At 64.9% G+C, this 20,190-nt stretch carries 18 protein-coding genes; 6 read left to right on the top strand and 12 right to left on the bottom strand.

Annotated features, from left to right (window positions below; genetic code table 11):
• Positions 1–38: 38 nt before the first annotated feature.
• Positions 39–2,573 (bottom strand): esterase-like activity of phytase family protein, encoded by a 2,535-nt coding sequence (locus ACNPN0_RS04250; RefSeq protein WP_448937290.1) that lies wholly within the window; start codon positions 2,571–2,573, stop codon positions 39–41.
• A gap of 178 nt (positions 2,574–2,751) precedes the next feature.
• Here ACNPN0_RS04250 and ACNPN0_RS04245 point away from each other — a divergent pair, with 178 nt between their 5' ends.
• Complete coding sequence (locus ACNPN0_RS04245) at positions 2,752–3,597, top strand: 3-hydroxyacyl-CoA dehydrogenase (protein WP_448937289.1); 846 nt, start codon at positions 2,752–2,754, stop codon at positions 3,595–3,597.
• On the opposite strand, the gene ACNPN0_RS04240 is transcribed toward ACNPN0_RS04245, so the two are convergent.
• Complete coding sequence (locus ACNPN0_RS04240) at positions 3,594–4,004, bottom strand: hypothetical protein (RefSeq protein ID WP_448937288.1); 411 nt, start codon at positions 4,002–4,004, stop codon at positions 3,594–3,596. The two genes, ACNPN0_RS04245 and ACNPN0_RS04240, sit on opposite strands and share 4 nt — an antisense overlap.
• Positions 4,005–4,034: 30 nt before the next feature.
• Here ACNPN0_RS04240 and ACNPN0_RS04235 point away from each other — a divergent pair, with 30 nt between their 5' ends.
• The gene (locus tag ACNPN0_RS04235) at positions 4,035–5,717 is read left to right on the top strand and encodes an ABC-F family ATP-binding cassette domain-containing protein (protein WP_105661405.1); all 1,683 of its coding nucleotides are present in this window, start codon (positions 4,035–4,037) and stop codon (positions 5,715–5,717) included.
• Here ACNPN0_RS04235 and ACNPN0_RS04230 read toward each other — a convergent pair.
• A complete protein-coding gene (locus tag ACNPN0_RS04230; protein ID WP_448938845.1) occupies positions 5,714–6,325 on the bottom strand; it encodes an AmiS/UreI family transporter in 612 nt (203 codons plus the stop codon). The two genes, ACNPN0_RS04235 and ACNPN0_RS04230, sit on opposite strands and share 4 nt — an antisense overlap.
• 108 nt (positions 6,326–6,433) lie before the next feature.
• Positions 6,434–8,158 carry an FAD-dependent oxidoreductase gene (locus tag ACNPN0_RS04225; RefSeq protein WP_434690651.1) on the bottom strand — a complete coding sequence of 575 codons (1,725 nt, stop codon included), beginning with the start codon at positions 8,156–8,158 and terminating at the stop codon, positions 6,434–6,436.
• Between the two features lie 78 nt (positions 8,159–8,236).
• Here ACNPN0_RS04225 and ACNPN0_RS04220 point away from each other — a divergent pair, with 78 nt between their 5' ends.
• Positions 8,237–9,157, top strand: a complete 921-nt coding sequence (locus ACNPN0_RS04220) for a LysR substrate-binding domain-containing protein (RefSeq protein ID WP_434690654.1) — start codon at positions 8,237–8,239, stop codon at positions 9,155–9,157.
• On the opposite strand, the gene ACNPN0_RS04215 is transcribed toward ACNPN0_RS04220, so the two are convergent.
• The 4 genes from ACNPN0_RS04215 to ACNPN0_RS04200 all read right to left on the bottom strand — a co-directional run bounded on the left by ACNPN0_RS04215 (position 9,141) and on the right by ACNPN0_RS04200 (position 12,585).
• Positions 9,141–9,767, bottom strand: a complete 627-nt coding sequence (locus ACNPN0_RS04215) for a pentapeptide repeat-containing protein (RefSeq protein WP_434690656.1) — start codon at positions 9,765–9,767, stop codon at positions 9,141–9,143. The two genes, ACNPN0_RS04220 and ACNPN0_RS04215, sit on opposite strands and share 17 nt — an antisense overlap.
• Positions 9,768–9,776: 9 nt before the next feature.
• Positions 9,777–10,775: a DUF1731 domain-containing protein gene (locus tag ACNPN0_RS04210; RefSeq protein ID WP_434690659.1), complete on the bottom strand. Its 999-nt coding sequence runs from the start codon at positions 10,773–10,775 to the stop codon at positions 9,777–9,779.
• A gap of 10 nt (positions 10,776–10,785) precedes the next feature.
• The gene (locus tag ACNPN0_RS04205) at positions 10,786–11,661 is read right to left on the bottom strand and encodes a VOC family protein (protein WP_434690661.1); all 876 of its coding nucleotides are present in this window, start codon (positions 11,659–11,661) and stop codon (positions 10,786–10,788) included.
• A gap of 75 nt (positions 11,662–11,736) precedes the next feature.
• Positions 11,737–12,585, bottom strand: a complete 849-nt coding sequence (locus ACNPN0_RS04200; protein WP_448937287.1) for an SDR family NAD(P)-dependent oxidoreductase — start codon at positions 12,583–12,585, stop codon at positions 11,737–11,739.
• 135 nt (positions 12,586–12,720) lie between these two features.
• On the opposite strand from ACNPN0_RS04200, the gene ACNPN0_RS04195 reads away from it, so the two are divergent.
• From ACNPN0_RS04195 to ACNPN0_RS04185, 3 genes are all read left to right on the top strand, one after another.
• Complete coding sequence (locus ACNPN0_RS04195; protein ID WP_400342431.1) at positions 12,721–13,227, top strand: Lrp/AsnC family transcriptional regulator; 507 nt, start codon at positions 12,721–12,723, stop codon at positions 13,225–13,227.
• Positions 13,228–13,436: 209 nt separating this feature from the next.
• On the top strand, positions 13,437–14,498 hold the full coding sequence (gene hisC / locus ACNPN0_RS04190) for a histidinol-phosphate transaminase (protein WP_105661417.1): 1,062 nt from the start codon (positions 13,437–13,439) through the stop codon (positions 14,496–14,498).
• Entirely contained in the window at positions 14,495–15,871 is a 1,377-nt protein-coding gene (locus ACNPN0_RS04185) for an amino acid permease (RefSeq protein WP_434690666.1), read from the top strand. Before hisC ends, ACNPN0_RS04185 begins: the two co-directional genes overlap by 4 nt.
• Positions 15,872–15,904: 33 nt before the next feature.
• Here the strand turns inward: ACNPN0_RS04185 and ACNPN0_RS04180 are convergent, their stop codons facing one another.
• The 4 genes from ACNPN0_RS04180 to ACNPN0_RS04165 form a co-directional block, all read right to left on the bottom strand.
• Entirely contained in the window at positions 15,905–16,579 is a 675-nt protein-coding gene (locus ACNPN0_RS04180) for a DNA alkylation repair protein (RefSeq protein ID WP_434690668.1), read from the bottom strand.
• A gap of 14 nt (positions 16,580–16,593) precedes the next feature.
• The gene (locus ACNPN0_RS04175; RefSeq protein WP_434690670.1) at positions 16,594–17,253 is read right to left on the bottom strand and encodes a GyrI-like domain-containing protein; all 660 of its coding nucleotides are present in this window, start codon (positions 17,251–17,253) and stop codon (positions 16,594–16,596) included.
• Positions 17,235–18,254, bottom strand: coding sequence for a magnesium and cobalt transport protein CorA (locus ACNPN0_RS04170; RefSeq protein ID WP_332488796.1), 1,020 nt, complete (start codon positions 18,252–18,254; stop codon positions 17,235–17,237). The genes ACNPN0_RS04175 and ACNPN0_RS04170 overlap by 19 nt, the downstream gene beginning before the upstream one ends.
• Before the next feature lie 179 nt (positions 18,255–18,433).
• Positions 18,434–20,170 carry a DUF222 domain-containing protein gene (locus ACNPN0_RS04165; protein WP_448937286.1) on the bottom strand — a complete coding sequence of 579 codons (1,737 nt, stop codon included), beginning with the start codon at positions 20,168–20,170 and terminating at the stop codon, positions 18,434–18,436.
• Positions 20,171–20,190 lie beyond the last annotated feature (20 nt).

The following is a 20,190-nucleotide window of genomic DNA, read 5'->3' as shown; positions in this document are numbered from 1 at the left end:
CCACGCCTTCGCTGTTTTCCCGGTACCTTCCGCGCGGCCTACTTCGCGCGGGCCCGTGCGGTCTTGAGGGCCGCCGCGGCGCCGAGCAGCGCGATCACCGCACCCACCGGAATCAGCCAGAAGCTGTTCGCACCGGTGGCTGCGAGCTCTTCGCTGGCTTCCGGCTGGGCTGGACGCGTCTCCTGCGGCGCCTGGGCCTGGGACTGGCCGGCTTCCCGGGTCGGCTCCGGGACCTGTGCAGGGAATTCCCCGCTCGGCTGCGGCGAAGGGTTCCGGGTTGGTTCCGCGGCTAGCTCTTCGTCCTGGTCCTTGCCCTCTTCTTCGCCGGGCTCCTCGCTGGGTGCCTGGCCGGCCAGATCGAACACTTCATCCGCCGCACCGAGGTTCGCGAAGACGGTCTCGCCGGTGGCCTCATCCACCGCATCGTTATCGGCCACCACGTAGACCTGGCCATCGGCTACGGCCAGCCCCTCCAGCTTCTCCTGGGTCCAGCCGCGGGTTTCCTGCAGGACCGGCAGCACATCGGTCGCCAGCTTCTTCTGCACCAGCGGCACTTCTCCTGCCTGGGCCGGCGGAAGCCGGAACTGGTAGACGGCCTTGTGCTTGGCGTCCGGCCCCACCTGGTTATCGCGCTCGATCACCGCGTAGGAGCCATCGGGCAGCGCGGTGATTTCCGACAGTCCATTCCATGCACCGTCGGCTGCCGGGTCCAGCTGGTAGCCGTACCAGCTGAACTCGCCGGTGGACGGGAGGTATTTGCCCAGGCGGACGACGTCCTCGCCGGGCAGTTCGCGCTGCACCGCGAACACCACTTCTTCCTGCTTCCCGGACCCGGTCGCGGCGATGCCTTCCAGCCCGTGCTTGCCCAGCCCTGAAAGTGCAGGCAGCGCGATTTCTTCCTGCACCGCACCGGCCGCGTCGATGCGCACCAGCAGGTTCTCCGCCCCGGTTTCCCCTTCATGGGCGGCCCAGAAGCCGCCGTCTGCGCGGGCGGCAATGCCTTCCAGATCCAGTTCGACGCTGCCCGCGGTGACCGCCATCGAGGATTCAACGGTGGCCGGGGTCCCGGTTTCCAGGGTGTAGATGCGCGGCTGGTACGCATTGTCGCTGACCGCGAAGAGCTGCGAAGCATCGGCCGGGTTGGCCGACAGCCCGCTGAGCGCGCCGAAAGGCACCGGATCGGCGGCATCCGAGGACAGCTGCGGGAACTGCGGCGCGGCGGCGCCGAAGGAGTACAGGGACACCGCCGAGCGCACCGGGCCCTCATCGGTTTCCGAGGCGATGGCCAGCAGGTTGCGCCCGGGGATCGGCAAGATCCCTTCCGGGCCGTTGGTGGTCGGCAAGCTTTGCAGATAGCGCGGGCTGGATGGCTCGGACAGGTCGTACACGGCCACGAAGTTCCCGCGTTCGGCCGCGATGAATCCGTAGTCCACGCCGCCGAATTCGGCGATGGCCAGCCCCTCGGGCTCAACGCCCTTCTTCCCTGCGCGCTGCTCCGGGAACAAGCCCTGGGAAAGCGCGAGGTGCTCGAAGCTATTGCCGGCATCCCACACCACGTCGCCGGTGGCGGAGTCGAAGATCGTGAATCCGCGGCTGCCGCCCTTCCAGTCGCCCTCATTGGCCGTGGCCAGATAGCGGTCCTGGATCCAGCCGATGGCATCGGGCTCGCGCGGCACGCCCTTCAGCTCCCCGCTGGGATCGAGCACGCCGTCCTTTTCGGTATCGATCCCCGCCAGGTCCACGGTCCCGGTGCTGAAGGCGCCGGTAATCCCGCCCGAGGCCAGGTCCACCAGCACCACGCCGTTGTTTTCCTGGAGGGTTGCCGCCAGCTGGTTCTTCCCGTTGATCGTGACGTACTCGGGCTCGGGGTCTTGCGGGGTGTCGAGACCGGCCGCGGCCAGCAGCGGCAGCGCAATCGATTCGGTGCGGGAACCGGTGGTGAGCGGGACTTCGCGCAGCTTCCAGCCGGCCGGGTCCGCGCCTTGCAGGTCCATGATGGCGATCGATCCGGCCGGGGCTTGCGGCAGCGCGCCTTCGCCGGCATCCTCGTCGCGTTCATTCTCGATGGCGATGCCCGCGTAGGCGCCGTCGGCGGACAGCGCGATGGAATCGGGCTGGCCTGGCAGTGCAAAACTGTGCACCAGCGTGCGGTCGGCAATCCGCACCACATCCACCCGCCCCGAGGGGTCGCTGTAGCTGGCCGAGGTGTTCACCACCACGAACACGTAGTCGCCGTAGGCGGCCACGCTGGTGGGCTCGTCCTCGGCGCTGCCCAGCTGGTGCAGGCCCAGCAGGCCCAGGCCCTTCGGTGCGGCAGGGTTGGAAATGTCCAGGAAGCCGACGCTGCGCGAGAGCGCATCGGAGTAGATCAGCGTGTTGCCGTCCGCCGATACGGTGGAGATTTCTGCGGCGGTCTGGGCCGCGGCGCCCTCGGGATGGTTCTGGTAGACCGGGTAGGTGGCTTCGCGTTCGAAGTACTCCCCCGGGTCCGCGGCGGCGGCTAGCGGCGACAGGCTCGCGGCGATGACGGCGGCGGCCAGGACTCCCGGGGCCTTCTTGGATATGCGGTGCACGTAGTTCTCCCCCATGCTGGTTGCGGATGACTCCCCAAGAGTTCCAGCACCACCTAGCCAGAAAGTGAATCTTCGGCAACAGGCAGCCAACCAGCAGGTGTCGGGCGTTCTCCCGCTCACATTTAGTTGAAATTGCGCAACTAAAAGCGGAGAGTGAAGCTGTACCCCAAGGAGAATCATGGAACTGCAACGCATCACCGTTCTGGGCACTGGCGTGCTCGGCGCACAAATCATCTTCCAAACCGCCTACCACGGCTTGCCCGTCATCGGCTACGACATCAGCGAACAAGCGCTGGCCGCCGCAAACCAGCGGCTGGATGCCCTGGTTGCGCAGTACGCCCAGTACTTCGGGAACCCGCAGAAGGCCCAATCCGCCCGCGAGTCCATCGAACTGACCAGCGATCTGGCCGACGCGGTGCGGGAGGCCGACCTGGTCATCGAGGCGGTGCCCGAGAATCTGGAGATCAAGGCGCAGACCTACCGGAAGCTGGCCGTGCTGGCCCCCGAACAGGCCATCTTCGCCACCAATTCATCGACCCTGCTGCCCTCGGATATCGCCGAATTCACTGGCCGCCCCGGACAATTCCTCGCCCTGCACTACGCCAACCACATCTGGTCCAACAACACCGGCGAAGTCATGGGCACACCAGCAACCACCCCCGAAGCCTACGAAGCAGTGGTCGACTTCGCCGAGCGTACCGGGCTGGTCGCGATCCGGGTGCTCAAGGAGCAGCCGGGCTACGTGCTGAACTCGCTGCTGGTCCCCTTCCTGCAGTCCGCCAGCCACCTGCTGGTCAACGGGGTCGCCGATGCGCAGACCATCGACAAGACCTGGAAGCTGGGCACCGGGGCACCGCATGGTCCGTTCGAGATCTACGACATCGTGGGGCTGAACACCGCCTACAACATTTCCCGTGCAGGCGATGCAACCAGCCAGAAGTTCGCCGAGCTGCTCAAGACCCAGTACATCGACCAGGGCAAGCTCGGCGCAGCGGCCGGCGAAGGGTTCTACAAGTACAACTAGCCGCCGCGGGGCGCGCCACCAGGCAGGGGCGCGCCCTCATCCCAGTCGGCCAGCGGCGGAAGGCTCTTCGGATCCGCTACTTCCAGTCCCACCACGATCCAGTCGTGGTCGAAATCCGTGCCTTCGGGAACATGCAGGGTATCGACCACCGGGACAGGGCCATCTGCCAGTCCCCCGGCCCTTGCCGCACGTCCATGATCCCGGTACTGGATGCGCACCACCCGGGCGGCGACTGCTGCCACCGGCACCCCCGTGCCATCGAAGGTGCCGTGGTCATCGAGCTCGAAGGAGATTTCCCCGCGCCCATTGCGCACCTGGGCCAGCTGCCAGCGCACGTGATCGCCTACCGAAAACGCTGAATGGCAGCAGGCATGGAGCGCGCCGTAGATTTCTACTGTGATCTGCATGTTCGGCAATCTACCCGATAGGATTGCCAGGTGGCCCATATAGACGTGACAGACATCCAGTATTTCCTTTCCGACGGCACCCAGCTTCTGGGCGGCGCGGCCTTCAAGGTCACCGCCGGCTCCAAGACCGCGCTGATCGGACCCAACGGCACCGGCAAGACAACCCTGTTCAAGATCATCGCAGGAGACCTGAAGGCCGACGAAGGCTCCATCAACCGCACCGGCACCCTGGGCATCATGCGCCAGTTCGTCGGGCAGGTGCGCGACGACTCCACGGTGAAGGACCTGCTGCTGTCCACCGCCGCACCGGCTTTGGCCCAGGCCGCCGCCAAGGTCGCCGAGTACGAAGCCAAAATGCTCACCAGCGAGGACGAGAAAGTCCACATGCGCTACGCCGAGGCGATCATCGAGTGGGGCGACGCCGGCGGCTACGAGCTGGAAACCACCTGGGACAAGGTCTGCATGGCCGCCTTGGGCATCGGGTTCGACAAGGCCGGGGACCGGCTGGCGCGCACCCTGTCCGGCGGCGAGCAGAAGCGCCTGGTCCTCGAAGCGCTCTTCGAAGGCAACGACGAACTGCTGCTGCTCGACGAGCCGGATAACTACCTTGACGTGCCCGGCAAGCGCTGGCTGGAAGAGATCATGTCCCGCTCCAACAAGACCGTGCTGTTCATCAGCCACGACCGCGAGCTGCTGGACAACGCCGCCACCCGCATCGTGACCCTGGAACCGGGCCACGGCGGGGCCACCGCCTGGGTGCACGGCGGCGCGTTCGGCTCCTATGTGGAAGCCCGCAAGGAGCGCAACGAGCGCTTCGAAGAGCTGCGCAAGCGCTGGGACGAGGAGCACGCCAAGCTCAAGGAACTGGTCAACATGTACAAGACCAAGGCCGCGTTCCGCTCCGACATGGCCAACCGCTACCAGGCGGCCACCACCCGGCTGGAGAAGTTCCTGGAGGCCGGCCCGCCGCAGGCGATCCCGCTGGAGCAGAACGTGCAGATGCGGCTGAAGGGCGGGCGCACCGCCAAGCGCGCGGTCGTGGCCGAAAAGCTCGAGCTGACCGGGCTGATGAAACCCTTCAATACCGAAATCTGGTTCGGCGACCGGGTGGGCGTGCTGGGTTCGAACGGCTCGGGCAAGTCGCACTTCCTGCGCCTGCTGGCCTCCGGCGGATCCGACCCGGAGCGCGAGCATCTGCCGGTCTCCGATGTGGTGATCGCCCCGGTGGCGCATGCCGGCACGGTGAAGCTGGGAGCGCGCATCCGCCCGGGCTACTTCGCCCAGACCCACAGCCGCCCGGACCTGTTTGGCCGCACCCTGCTCGAAATCCTGCACCGCGGCGACGAGCACCGCTCCGGAATGCCGCGCGAGGCGGCGGCCGGAGCGCTGGATGGCTACGGGCTGGCCGCGCAGTCCGAGCAGAAGTTCGAATCGCTCTCCGGAGGCCAGCAGGCGCGCTTCCAGATCCTGCTGCTGCAGCTCTCGGGGGCAACCCTGCTGCTGCTCGATGAGCCCACCGACAATCTGGACCTGCACTCGGGCGAAGCCCTGGAGCGCGCCATCGACGCGTTCGAGGGCACGGTGCTGGCGGTGACCCACGACCGCTGGTTCGCCCGCGGCTTCGACCGCTTCCTGGTCTTCGGCTCCGACGGCACCGTCTACGAGTCCGACGAGCCGGTCTGGGACGAGGCCCGGGTGCAGCGCAAGCGCTAGGTTGCCTCCTGCATGGAGCGCCAGGTGCTGCGGGCTTTCCAGCAGCTGAATCCGGCGGCCGCGGCCAGCACGCAGAGGGCGGCCCAACCCGCAGCCGGCGACGTCGACCACCGCTCGTTCTGCGCGAACAGCGCCGGGATGGTGCTGCTCGGGATGCCGGCGCTGAGCATCAACCATGCGGTGGCCACGGGCACGTGGACCGGGCCGAGCCGGCGCAGCCCCAGCCCGTCGGAGAGGAACAGGCCCAGCCACATCAGCGCCCAGGCCAGCCAGATGACCGCGAACAGCGGGTCCGGGCCGATGGACAGCACGCTCTTGTAGAGCGCGATCGCGGCTACGAACGCACTGAACCAGCCCAGCGCGGCCGGGTCGAAACCGTACAGGGTGTTGAACCCGACCAGCAGATAGGTCATCCCGAACAGGTAGCTGGGCCAGGTGGCATTGACCAGTGCGATGTCGCTGCCTGCCTGGCTGAGTATCAAGGTCGGCAACATGATCTGCAGCGCGCCGACCATCAGGTTGAGCACCGCCGCCGAACGGGCCGGAATCCGGCCCAGCCCCACCAGCGCATTCACGCTCAGAATCAGTCCTACGAATACGAGCCCCACATGGGCCATCTCATCCTCCACTCGCGAAGGGCACCCACGCCTGGCCGGTCGCCCACTGAGCTCAGTTTCAGCGCAGCCGCCGGGCCTTGGCAAGTTCGCACCGGTTCATTACTCCACGAGCTTGCCTGCCTGCGATACCTCGGTGATCAGCGCGGCCACTTCCGCAGGCACCTCGGGGATCGGCTCACGGGTGATGCCCTCGGGCGACCAGATGAGATTCACCTGCAGCTGCGGATCGGTGTGCGGATAGTCGCTGCGGTTATGGCAGCCGCGGGTTTCCCGGCGCTCCAGCGCCGACTCCAAGGTGGCGCGCGCGGCCAGCACCGAGGACTTCAGGTCGAAGGCGTGGCACAGATCCTGGTAGCCGGCGATGTCCGGGTGGATGCCCACCCGCGCCATCCGCGCTTCGACCTCTGCCAGCTTCTCCAGGCCCAGCTTCAGCCCCGCCTCCTCGCGCACGACTCCGGCGTGCTGGGTCATGATGTCGCGGATCGCCCGCTGCAGGGATCGGACATTTTCCTGCCCATCGGCGGCCAGCAGCCGGTCCACTTCCCCGCGCGCCTTCTCGATGGCCGCCTGCGAACGCGGCTGGGAAGTGAGCGCACGCGAATACCGGGCAGCTCCCTGCCCGACGATCCGGCCGAAGACCAGCAGCTCGATCAGCGAGTTGCCGCCCAGCCGGTTGGCCCCGTGCAGGCCCGAGGAGGCTTCGCCGATCGCGTACAGGCCCGGTACTTCGGTTTCGTGGGTGAGCGGGTCCACCTGCACCCCGCCCATGGAATAGTGCGCCGTCGGGGCGATCTCGATCTTCTGCTCGGTGATGTCCAGCATCTGCTCCTCGAGCAGCGTCTGGTAGACCCGGGGCAGCCGTTCCATGATGGTGGCCCGGGGCAGGTGCGAGACATCCAGCCAGACCCCGCCCTTGGCGGTGCCGCGTCCGGCGGCGATTTCGGTGTAGGCGGCCAGGGCGACCCGGTCGCGGGTGGACAGTTCCATGCGCTGGGGATCGTAGCGCTCCATGAAGCGTTCGCCCAGGGCGTTGGTCAGGATCCCGCCTTCGCCACGGGCCGCCTCGGAGACCAGGGTCCCGGCCACCGATTCGGGTTCGATGATGCCCGAGGGGTGGAATTGGACGAGCTCGGCATCGCGCAGCCGGGCACCGGCCTCCACGGCCAGGCGGAAGGCGTCGCCGGTGTTCTCGTCGCGCCGAGAGCTGCTGCGCCGCCAGATGCGGGTGTGGCCGCCGGCGGCCAGGATGACCGCGTCGGCATGGATCAGGTACCCGGTGCCGTCGTTGACGTCGAAGCCGTAGGCGCCGAAGATCCGCCCCTCGGCGACCAGCAGCTCGGTGATATAGACCGAATCCAGGATCGGGACCTGCAGCTGCTGCGCACGGCGGACCAGGGTGCGCTGGATTTCCAGCCCGGTGTAGTCCCCGGCGAAGGCGGTGCGCCGGAATTTGTGGGCGCCGAAGAAGCGTTGGGAGATCCGGCCGTCGGTTTCGCGGGCGAAATTCATGCCGTAGCGTTCCAGGTCCTCGATGCCGCGGGCCGCGCCTTGGGCGACCACCTGCACGGTGCGCGAATCGGCCAGGTAGTAGCTTTCCTTGATGGTGTCCGCCGCGTGCTGCTGCCAGCTGTCCTCGGCGTCCATCGTGCCCAGTGCGGCGTTGATGCCGCCGGCGGCCAGCGCGGTGTGCGCGTCGTGGCGCGGGCGCTTGCCCACGGCCAGCACGTCGGTGCCCGATTCTGCCAGCTCAATGGCCGCGCGAAGGCCTGAACCGCCGGTGCCGATGACCAGTACGGAGGTGGATATCTGCTGTTCGTTTCTCATGGTTTCCAGCATCGCCCCGCACCCAGAATACGTCCAATGAATTATTGGCATGATGTTGATAGCAGTAGGCTATGCACCATGAACCTAGAGCAATTGCGCGGCTTCACCGCCATCGCCGAAGTGGGGCACTTCACCCGGGCCGCCGAGCAGCTGCATCTGGCCCAGCCATCGCTCAGCCGGCAGATCGCCACGCTGGAACAGGAATTGGGCTCCGAGCTGTTCCACCGGGCCCGCGGCAACATCACGCTCACCGCCGCCGGGCAGGCATTGCTGCCCCGGGCACGCCGGATGCTGGCCGACGAGGAGTCCATCCGCTCCGAAATGGCCGACCTGGCCGGGCTGCATCGCGGGCGGGTGCGCCTGGGCGCCCCGCCTACCCTGTGCGTGTCGCTGGTCGCCGAGGCGCTGTCCATCTTCCGCACCCGCTACCCCGGGGTGCAACTGCAGATTTTCGAAGCGGGCTCGCACAAGCTGCTGGAGCAGCTGGACGGCGGCGCACTGGATCTGGCGCTCATCGTGACCTCGGAGCATGCGGTGAACGACAACCATCTGGAGAACCTGCCGCTGCTCGAAGAGGAATTGGTGGTCATCGACGCACTGGAGCACCCGCACCTGGCTGGCCAGGAGCTTGATTTGCGCGCGTTGGCTCCGGTGCCCCAGCTGGCCTTCTCGCACAGCTACGATCTGCGCGCCAGCACCGCCCTGGCCTACAAGAACGCCGGCCTGGTGCCCAATATCGTCGTGGAAGGCGGGGAGATGGACGCGGTGCTGCGCTTCGTGCAGCGCGGACTCGGAGTGGCCGTGGTTCCGGCGACGGTGGCGCTGGACGCCCCGGGAGTGCGCTCCATTGCCTTGCGCGAACCGCTGGCCCGCACCATCGGGCTGGCGCACCGGCGCGATGTCTCCTTGACCCGCGCCGCCGCGGCCATGGCGCAGCTGCTGGCCGAAACCGCGCAGCAGCTGGCCGCCGGCCACGGGCAAATCAACTCCCTAGCTTGATCCCCAGGTGGCTGGCCATCGCCTCCGCGAGCAGGCCCAGCTGCAGCGCACTGATCCGTGCCCCGCGCAACCCGTCGACCCCCTCAGCCTGGGCGAAGTCCAGCCCCTGCAGGTCGACCTCGCGCAATTGCGCCCCGGCAGCGGTAATTTGCCCGGCCCGCGAATCGACGAAGCCCAGGCGCTGGATCTGCCCGCCCAGGTCGATCTCCTCGAATTGGCAATTGACGAAGAGCACATCGCGCACCGTCGCACCGCGCAAATTCAACCAGCCGAATTTGCAGTTCTCGAATACCACGCCATCGAGCTGGGCCTCGGCGAAATCCGCGGAACCGAAGCGGCTGTGGGTCACCCGCACATCGTTGAGGAACGCACCAGCGGCTTGCAGGGCGGGAGCCCCGGATTGGTCCAGTTCGCACTGCATCAGCCGGGCATTGCGCAAGGCCTCGATCTGCACGGAGCTGAAACGGCATTCCTCCAGCCGCGCGCCATCGGCCGCCAGCGGCTCATCGAAATCCCTGAAGTGCAGCAGTTCAACGTAGTCATCGCCCAGATCCCCGCGGTAGCCAGGGGCCAGTTCGGGCAGGGTGAAGCGTCGGAATCTCGGTGCCAATGCGCGTCCTTAAAGTGCTTGTTTCGCAGCCAGGTTCCCGGCCACGTCATCCAGTGCCGCATCCAGGTGCGGCCAGCGGAACTCGTACCCGGTCCCCTGCAGCACCCCGGGCAGCGCCCAGCGGGACTTGAGCAGCATTTCCGGTTCCACGCGCAGCACGAACATGGCCGGCTCCAGCATCCAACGATACGCGGGCAGCCCGAATTTCGCGCCAGTGGCGCGGCGCAGCGAGGCCATCAGCGCCCGGTTGGCAACCGGGTTCGGCGAGCTGAGGTTGACGGGGCCGGTGATTTCGGGGTGGTCGATGATATGCCCGATCGCGCCGATCGCATCATCCACGTGGATCCAGCTGAAGCGCTGGTTCCCGCGCGTGCGGTGCCAGCCGCTGCGTTCGGCTCCGCTCGGATCCGGGCCGATGCCGCGGTAGCGCCGATGCGCCGGCCACCAGCTATCGTGTTGCGCCCCGCCAAGCCCGAGCCGTGCAACGGCAAGCAGCTTGCGCGTGGCCGGGCCGTCGCCGAGCACGATGGCCATGCGCAGGGCGACCCGGCGCGTGGGCAGCTCGCCGCGGAAGAACTCGCGTTCCCAGTTGCGCGCCACATCCACCGAGAACCCTTCGCCGATCCGGCCGTCCTCGGTGTTCGGCGCATCCATGCTGTGCCGGTAGATGGTCGCGGTGGACGCGTTCAGCCACAGCGCCGGCGGATCAGCGGCCTGGGACACTGCCTCGTGCAGCGCGCGGGTCGTGTCCACGCGCGAGGCGAGGATCTCGTTGCGCGCCGCCTCGTGATAGCGGCAGCCGACATTCTTCCCGGCCAGATTGACCAGCAGTTCTGCACCATCGATGAGTGCCGCCAGCGCCGGGCCATCGCCCCACTGCGCATCCGCTGTACGGCCGCGGCCGATGACCGCCACCTGGTATCCAGCCCCGCGCAGCTGCGCGATCAGCCGTTCGCCAATGAACCCGCTGGCTCCTGCCACTACCGCCCGCCGTGCAGCGCTCTGCATCGTTCCCCGCTCAGAAGTCGTTGATCACTAGTTTCTTCATCTTCAGCATATGCTCGAATGCGCCGGGACGCTCCATCAGCTCACCCATGTTCGAAGGCACGATCTGCCAGCTCACCCCGAATTTGTCGGTCAGCCAGCCGCAGGCCTCGGCTTCCGGCACCGCGGACAGCGCCTCCCAGACGCGGTCGATCTCCGCCTGGCCATCGCATGGCCATTCCAGCGAGACGCCGGGAGTGAAGGTGAAGTCCTGCGGCACGGCCGAATCCATGGCCGCAACGCAATCCTCGCCGAGCGTGAATTGGGCGTACATCAGCGCTTCGGCGGTAGCGGATTCGGTCGGTTCCCCGTACGGGAAGGCGCTGTCCAGTTTCGCGCCGAGCACCTGGCTGTAGTACTCGATGGCCTCGACCGCGCGGTTCTGGGCCGCACCGCCGAACATCAGCGCAGGAAAGACCGAGGCGCGCGGCTCAACGGGCTCATCGGACTCCATCAGCTGCCAGGAGACACCGTACTTGTCGTTCACCCAGCCGTAGCGTGCGCTGAACGGGTAAGTGTCCAGCGGCATCAGCGCCGTGCCGCCCTCCAGCAGCGCGGCCCAGGTGGCATCGAGGGACTCGCGCTGGCCGGCGTTGAAGACCACGATGATCGAGATCGCCGGATTGGGCGTGAATTCCTGGCCCGCGTTGATCAGCGTGATCTTGGTTCCCCGCACCCACAGCGAAACGGTCAGCGCCTTGCCGGCGAAGGGTTCCTGGAATTCCAGCAGGCCCTCGGTGGGATAGCGCGATTCGACTTCGGTTTTTGCCTCCGGCAGGGCGCGGGCATAGAATTCCCCCGCTTCCTCTGCAGTGCCTTGCATCCATAGATTGACGGTGAGCTTTTGCATGACGGTCCTCCTAGCTGGGCGATGCTCCAAAGCTACCCCGCAGGGCCCTCCAGCAACAGATGGGCCAGCGAACTTTCAGCCCCGATTCATCTGCTCGTCCCGCGTTGTTCGCCCGGTGAACTGGTCCATCGAGCGGTATACGCCGATGACCTTGCCGGCCACGAAATCCCAGGCCGGTCGCGGCAGCACGCCGCGCAGCAGCTGGCCCAGCTTGCTGGTCCACGGCATCAGCACCAGCGGCGTGCCGGCAAGCATCGCCCGCCACGCCCGGTCCACCACGACTTCCGGCTCCAGGATCGGGGTCAGCAGCATCGGCTTGGCGCCCGCGAACATGCCGGTGCTGATATAGGTCGGGCAAATGGTGCTTACGGCGATCTGGTCGTTGCCTTCCAGCTCCAGCCGCAGCGAATCGCTGAAGGACAGGGCCGCGGCTTTGGAGGCCGCGTAGACGCTCATATTCGGGTTGGACACCAGCGCGGCCGCCGAGGCGATGGTCAGCACCCGGCCCTTGCCCCGTCGGCCCAGCTGCGGAAGCAGGGCGTGGGTCAAGTACATCGGGGCGAGCGCGTTCACCTGCATGGCCGCGGTGATCTGCGCGGTGCTGTGCTTCGCGAAGGAGGTGCCGGTGACCACCCCGGCGTTGTTGACCAGCACGTCGATTCCCCCGCCCTCCACCGCCGTGGCGGCGTAGCGCTGGATTTGGCCCTGGTCGGCAAGGTCCACCACATGGGTCTCGACAGTGCCGCCGAGCTGGCGCAGCCCTTCGGCAGCCGCGTCGAGCTTGGCCGCGTCGATGTCCCAGATGACCACCCGTGCCGCGCCCTCGAGGCAAGCCTGCTTGGCGAAAAGCAAACCCATGCCCTGCGCGGCCCCGGTGACAAGGACGTGCAAACCGGCTACCGACTGGAGAGGTGTCTTGCCCATCAGTGAACTCCTTGAGGATCAGTATGGCAACAGCCTAGCCTGTGGCGCGGATTACACTTGGCTCATTTTCATCGAGCGCGCCCAGCAAACACCGCTAGCCTTGGATCATTGGACCGACTCGTCGAAAGGACGACCGTGCGCATTGACCGCCTGGACGCGGATTTGATCGAACTGCTCACCGAATCGCCGATGCTTCCGGTGATGGAGTGCGCCCGGCGCTTGGGTGTTGCCCGCGGCACGATCAGCAGCCGGCTGGCCCGGCTCCACGAAGCCGGCGTCATCCAGGGCATCGTCCCGCGGGTCAAGCCTGCGGGGTTCGGGTACACGCTGGTCGCATTCTGCCAGGTGGAGATCATCCAGCGCTATGGGCACGATCCGGTCGCGAGCGCATTGGAGGAATCCATCCCGGAAATCCTCGACATGTACACCGTGACCGGCAGTTCGGACTTGCAGCTGCGCGTTGTGGCCCGGACCCCCGAAGACCTGCAGGCGATTTTCAACCGCATCAACAAGGTGCCGGGTGTGGCAAGGACCTCATCCTCCTTCGCCCTGCACGAGCATTTCCAAGGAAGGACACTGCCACTGGTCGCAGCGTGCGCTAGGGCCGAGGCAGAAGTGGAAAAGACTGGGCAGATTGACTAGTAAAATGGGTTGATTGGCGGCGATTGCTATGCAGCCTGCATAGAAACAGGGGTTGCGATTGCGCCGGCAGATTCATTCAACCTACAGTCGATGCTTGTGAATCGCGACACGCGAGGATATGAGCAGGGCCACCGCTGACCACGCACCACGGCTTTGTCATACGAACGATTGCCAACCTCGTGCAGCTCTGGCAGTCAGAGAGGAAACTCATGACCCTTCACCAGCGCCCCTCCTTGCAGGAAGTGCCCGCTTACAAGCAGGGCAAGCCCGCAGCCGCTGGAGCCTCCAAGCTCTCATCCAACGAATCCCCGCATAGCCCGCTGCCCTCGGTGCTGTCCAGCATCCAGGAGGGCCTGGCCACCATCCACCGCTACCCGAGCATCGCGGCGCCCGAATTGACCGGCGCCCTCAGCTCGCAGTTCGGCGTCCCGGCGGAGCACATCACCCTGGGCGCGGGCTCGGTCGAGGTCGCGGCCCAGATCATCCATGCGGTTGCCGCCGAGGGCGACGAAGTCATCTACGCGTGGCGCTCCTTCGAGGCGTATCCTTCGCTGGTGCGGATCGCCGGAGCCACCCCGGTCGAGGTGCCCCTGGATGCCGATAGCCGCCATGATCTGCCCGCCATGCTGGCCGCGATCACCGATAAGACCCGATTGGTCTTCATCTGCAACCCGAACAACCCGACCGGCACGGTGGTGGAGGCCCGCGCGCTGGATGAGTTCATCAATGCCGTGCCGCGCAACGTGCTGGTCGTCGTCGACGAAGCCTACGTGCACTTCGACCGCTCGGCCGTGCGGGCCGATGGCATCGAGCTGTTCCGCAAATACCCGCATGTGGCCGTGCTGCACACCTTCTCCAAGGCCTACGGCCTGGCTGGCCTGCGCGTCGGATACGCCATCAGCCCGCTGGAAGTTGCCGGGAACCTGCGCAAGGTGGCCGTGCCATTTGGCGTCTCCGACTTGGCACAGCGCGCGGCAGTGGCCTCGCTGGCCGCCATCGGCGAGCTGTCGCTGCGCATCGAGGAAGTCGTCACCCAGCGCGAGCGGATGTACGAGGGCCTGGCTGCCGCCGGGTACCCGGTCGTGAAGTCGCAGGCGAACTTCGTCTGGGTGGATGCCGGCGAGGCAACCGAAGAGCTTGAAGCCAAGCTCGCCGCCGGCGGTGTAGTGGTTCGCGCCTTCCCCGGTGACGGGTTGAGGATTTCCTCCGGTACCGCACACGACGTCGATCGCGTGCTCGCGGCCCTGCCCGTCCAGGAGGCCACCGCGTGAGCGCAGTCAAAGCCCCCGAGCAGCTGCATACCGGGCTGACCCGGCGCCAGATCTCCATGATGGGCCTGGGCGGCGCGATCGGCGCTGGCCTGTTCGTCGGCTCCGGCCAGGCCATTTCCATCGCCGGTCCGGCCGTGCTGGTCTCCTACCTGATCGCTGGAACCGTCATCATCGTGATCATGGCCATGCTCGCGGAGATGGTAGCCGCCAATCCGTCCTCCGGCGCGTTCTCCACCTTCGCTGGCCAAGCCATGGGGCGCAGCGCAGGGTCCACCCTGGGCTGGCTCTACTGGATCCAGCTGGTCGTGGTGATCGCGGCCGAGGCAACCGGGGCCGCGGCCATTACCGCCGGCTGGGTTCCGGCCTTCCCGCAGTGGGCATGGGTGCTCGGCTTCGTGGTGGTCCTGACCGGAGCGAATCTGCTCGGCGTAAGGAATTACGGCCGTTTCGAATACTGGTTTGCCGTGATCAAGGTGGCTGCGATCATCGCGTTCCTGGTCTTCGGCGCCTTGGTGCTGACCCGGGTGATCCCGACGCCGGAACCAGTTGGCTTCGCCAACCTGGCCGCCCATGGCGGCTTCGCCCCCGGTGGCATGGCCGGCATCGCCGCCGCAGTCCTGATCGTCATCTTCTCCTTCGGCGGTACCGAAGTGGTGTCCATCGCGGCCGCCGAGTCCAAGGACCCGGCCGGCAACATCAAGCGCGTGGTCAAGTCCGTGATGATGCGCATCCTGTTCTTCTACCTCGGCTCGATCCTGGTCATTGTCGCCCTGGTTCCCTGGAATGATCCGGCGATCGTGGACGGCCCATTTGCGGCCGCACTGGATGTCATGCACATTCCAGGCGTGGGCTTCTTGATGAATGCCGTGGTCGTGGTCGCCTTGCTTTCGGCGATGAACGCGAATATCTACGGTTCCTCGCGCATGCTGTACTCGCTGGGCCAGCGCAAGCTCGCCCCGAGCGCCGTCACCCACGTGACCGGCAATGGCGTGCCGTCGAAGGCCGTGATCGCCTCCGTGGCCTTCTCCTTCCTGGCCGTGGGCCTGAACTGGATCTGGCCCGAGGCTGTGATGCCGATCTTGCTGAACGTGGTGGGTTCGACCATCATCTTCATCTGGTCGTTCATTGCCGTGACGCAGCTGATCCTGCGCCGCCGCGCGGACCGCGATGGCGGGCATCTGCCGTTGCGGCTGTGGGGTTTCCCGGGCCTGTCGATCGCTACGATCATCGTCCTTGCGGCGATTGTCGCCATCGCGATGACTGATCCCGCGGCGCGCACCCAGCTGCTGCTCACCGGCGGGCTGACCGCCGTGATCTGGGTGATCTCCAAGATCGCGCTGCGCGATAAGCGCGAGGAACCGGCGGACGCCTAGCTCCCGGAAGCCTAGGTCCAGCGATTGCTGGACCTAGGCTTTCCTTTTGGCCATTTCGGTGATCCAGATGGGAGCGAATGGTGAAATGCACCCGGCTGAGGTCGGGTAGTCCACCAGCACCTGCAAGGTCTCGCCGATGGCCAGGGCACGTCGGCGCAAATGCTCATGCTCGATGCCGATGTGCGCCAGGGTCGTATTCATCGCCCACTGCAGGCGATCCGGTGCGGCGCTCATTCGGGCTTCGATCGTGTCAAGCAGCTGTTCCAGGTCCAGCAGTTCCGGGGCCTTGACTACCTGGTGGGCAGTCAGCTCCCAGCCGGCAGCCAGCTGTACCGGGTCGCTCTGGCTCATGAGCAGCAGGCGGAGCTCCTCGAGCAGCTTGGATTTCTTGACGATGTAGCTCAGGAACCATGCTTGGACCTTGGGAGTGCTGGCGCCTTGGCTCCACACCTGCAGCTGTTCCAAGGTAAAGCTCCGTGGTTTGGCGATCAGCAGCGCGACCAGCCGGGTTGCGGTTTCGCCGGTAGCCCAGAGTTCGTCGGCAAGCTCCTGGTTGCTCTTCAACGACTTGGCCAAGGCGCGGAGCTTGCCCAGATTCACGCCGAAATCATCGCCGTGCTTCTCATTGACCGCGCGGTACTTGGGGTCTTCGAGCTCGGCCAGTGCCTGTTGCACTTGGGCAACTGTGCTCTGGGGTGCCAGTTCCATCTATTTTCCTCTCGCTAGTTGGGCTCAACGGGTTGGCGCAGGATCGTGCGAAGCTTTTCCGGTGCCACCTTGCGAGGGTCGCCGAGGTAGATCTCGTGGTGCTTGCCAGTCATGCGCAGTCCCTGGCCGGGTATGAATTCGTGGTGCATCGTTGCCAGGATTTCGGCTTCTGCATCGTAGGGGCCAATGTGCAGCGTCTGCACGCATTGGCCTTCAGCAAGCGACTGGAACCGGATGCGCCCAGGGCAAGGCAACGGCTTCTTCGCCTGGGCGGTTTCCAGAGCCCTCGCGTAGTCGTCCTCGTTGATCCACGCCGGGACCATCAGCATCATGGTCCAGCTCCACTGTTCCTTGTCTCTCCGTTCGGTAAAGACCGCCATATCCTCGGCCCACCACAAGCCTTCCAGCGGCGGGACGACATAGTCCTTGCCTTGCGCCTTGCTCGCGAATTTGAGTTTGTAGGCCACCGGATACAAGGTTTGCAGGGCTTGCTGGTACAAGTTGCTGGTATTCGGGTCACCTGATCCATCGAACATCAGGTAGCGCATCGCTGGCACCTGCAGGACACGGAACTGCCCGGCCACGGACCGATAGCTGTCCAGCGATTTCTTGAAGTCGATTTTCGCCGTCAATGTCTCCCCTGGAATCTTTCCGCTCAGAACCACTTGCGCCATTTGAATACACCATATAGTGCGGCAGCAAATCCCAGCATGAGGCCGGCAGCAATCGGGTAGCCGAAGGTCCAATGCAGTTCTGGCATGTTCTCGAAGTTCATCCCGTAAATCGCTGCAATCAAGGTCGGGGCGAACAGGATCGCTGCCCAACCGGAAATCTTCTTCATGTCCTCGTTCTGGCGCTGGGCTACGAGGGTGGAATTGACGCTCAAGATCTGCGATAGCGCATCCCGGTATTCCACGGCTTGGGTATGCGCGCGGGTGAGGTGGTCAGTGACATCCTGCAGGTAGGTTTCCAGCTCGGCGGGCACCGGGTACTTCTTGAACCCGTCGTCGAGCGATTGCACGACCTCCAGCAATGACGCGGTCGCATGCTGCATATCGATCACTTCTTGGCTCAGGCGGTAGATGCGTTCGGTGACTGCGGCATCGCCACTGAAGACTTGCCGTTCGATCTGCTCCTTGTCGATCCCCAGGCCGTGGAGCACGGGGGCGTATCCATCAACAATCGCATCAAGTATCCGGTACAGCACTGCTTCGGCGCCCAAGCGGAGCAGCTCCGGGTCTTTGAGCAGCACCTGGTCCTTGCGAAGCTTGCCGTTCCTGATTGACTCGACGAATTCCTCGCCGTCTGTGCCGTCGATCCACCGGTGGTCCTGGCAGAGCACCGCCACAGCGCCTTTGCGCATCAGGATGTGGAACTCGGACAGCTCGACTTCTTCGGATTCATCGAGGTACAACGCTGAGCGAACTACCAGCAGGAGCACCTCGCCGTAGCGTTCGAGTTTAGGCCGCTGGCGGGCGTGCACGAGGTCTTCGGCCAGCACTGGATGCAGTTCCCACGCCTCGGTGAGATCGTGGATGTCAGCTTCATCCGGCGTGGGATACAAGGACAAAGCAATGCGCTGATCACCAGTCTGGCCGAACGCCAGCGCATCGGCCGCGCTCGTGCCTTCCGGAGCGGATTCCACGTTGCCATCATCAATATAGCGAACAGCCATCGAGGTATGCGACGAATTCTGGGTACCGAAAAATGGTCGGGAATTCGCAGCCCGGCGTTGAACACGTGACATATTGCTCCTGAATGATCTTCGTTCATTCAAGTATCGCAACTCCGGCGAGAATACCGGCGCTGAAACGGTCCTCCGCTTGTCGGCGGCTGAATCTTGCTAGGGGGTTCTCAAGGTTCGACGATTTCTACGTCCAGCTCCCCCGCGCGCCACTTAGCTGTCGTTTCATCCGCCAACGCTTCAGCTTCCAATGCCTCTGCGGGAGTCATGAAATACGTATTGATCCGCAATTTCTGTTCCGGATCCAATTCTGGTGAAAGCAATACCATCGGTCTGCTCTCCGGAATCTTCACCGCGTGGAACAACCCGCAATGCCGGGCAATGTGGTGTATCAGGCAATTCAACCCGGCAGACTTGATATCCGTTCGTCCACCCTTTTCCCACGCGTCCAGATGATCAATTTCGCACCGTTCTACGGGCATGCTGCATCCAGGATAGGAACAGCCCCGGTAGGCTGCCCGGATCGCACGGCGCTGGGACTTGGAATACAGCCGTTGCGTCCGGCCTAAATCGAGGGGCAGGCTCTTGCCATTGAGCACTACCGGATAAACTCCGGCATTGCACAGCGCAGTTCTGACTTCACCAGCAGACAAGGACATCCCACTGCTGTTGACCGCGTAGTCTTGTGCTTGCTCTTGCATCTTGTCCCAATTCAGAATGATGCTCACCTGCGGTGCGACCAACCCAGCACGTTGACCCGGCGGGTCACTGGTGCTCGTCCTGTCACTCATCAGCATTGCCATGAATCCAACTAAACGGCGTCGCTCGGGCTTCAAATCCTCCCATGGAGTGACAGCACCAGTGGTAGCTGATTCAGTATTGCGTTCTTCAGGATCTCCCGGTTGGCAACATTCTTCCTCGTCATCCGAGGTCTCCGAAACTTGTTCGTTGTTGTCTGCCGGCGGACTATCGTCTTCGGTTTCTTCGTCCGCCACCGGATCGTCTTTTGCCCAGTCCGGTTTGGACTCCGCATCGTCCCAACCGGAGCCCTGCTGACCCGTGAATTGAGCCTCGGCTTCTTTCAAGCCGTCCCTGTTCCCGGCCACGGTGGCAGGATTGTCCAGTTGCGCGAAGTAGGCCTCGATATACGCCGCCTGGGAGGGCAACACACGAAGCGTATACTCGATCAGGCCCTGGCGCATGCCCTTCTTGAAGATGCCAATGCGCTCCAGCAGAGCTTTCAGCGGGCGTTTGCCGGCTTTCACCTGAGCCACCAAGTCATTGATGTGCTTACGAGCCGATTTGGGTTCTGAGCGCAGGAAAGCGACTGATTCAGCTTCCAATCGCGCTTTCTCCGCCTGGCCGGCTTCATCGTCGCCGAAATCATTACGTGCAGAATGCAGCTTCAAGGCCGTAGAAGCTACCAAGCGCGGGTCCACATCCGGGGCTTCGAATTGCGCGGCTAACTCCGGGAGCCACGGCTCTACCGGTTGCCCTGCTTGATCGACACCACCTAGCAGGCAGTCGGCTTGGACTAGCCGAGTTCCTGCAGTGCCGCGCGGAATATTCAGCCAGTCGGTCATCATGCCTTTGGCATCTTTGAAATGGGTGCGCCCGGTAGTGGCATGTCCTTCGGCGGCTTCAAGTTGTTCCAGCGTGGGATCGACACCAGCATCGCTGATCGCTTGGAAGGAGGCATGATCAAGTTTGTGTGCACCGGTGCGGCGTAGGGCATGAGCTGCGTGGACCTGTGCTCGACTGAGCTTTTGGTTGAGTTCCTCGACATACAGCGCGAATATCGCAGCGTGGCCGGCCGGTACGTCGCCGGACAGGATCGAAGTAGCCAAGGCGATTAGCTTGCCCGCCTCGACCAGATTCGATAGTGCTTGTGCCGTCACTGTGCTCATGGGATACAGCATGCCGTGGG

The sequence above is a fragment of the Glutamicibacter sp. AGC84 genome (genome assembly GCF_053543575.1).
The sequence above is the reverse complement of the archived record's forward strand: the minus strand, read 5'-3'. Positions and strand labels throughout refer to the sequence as shown.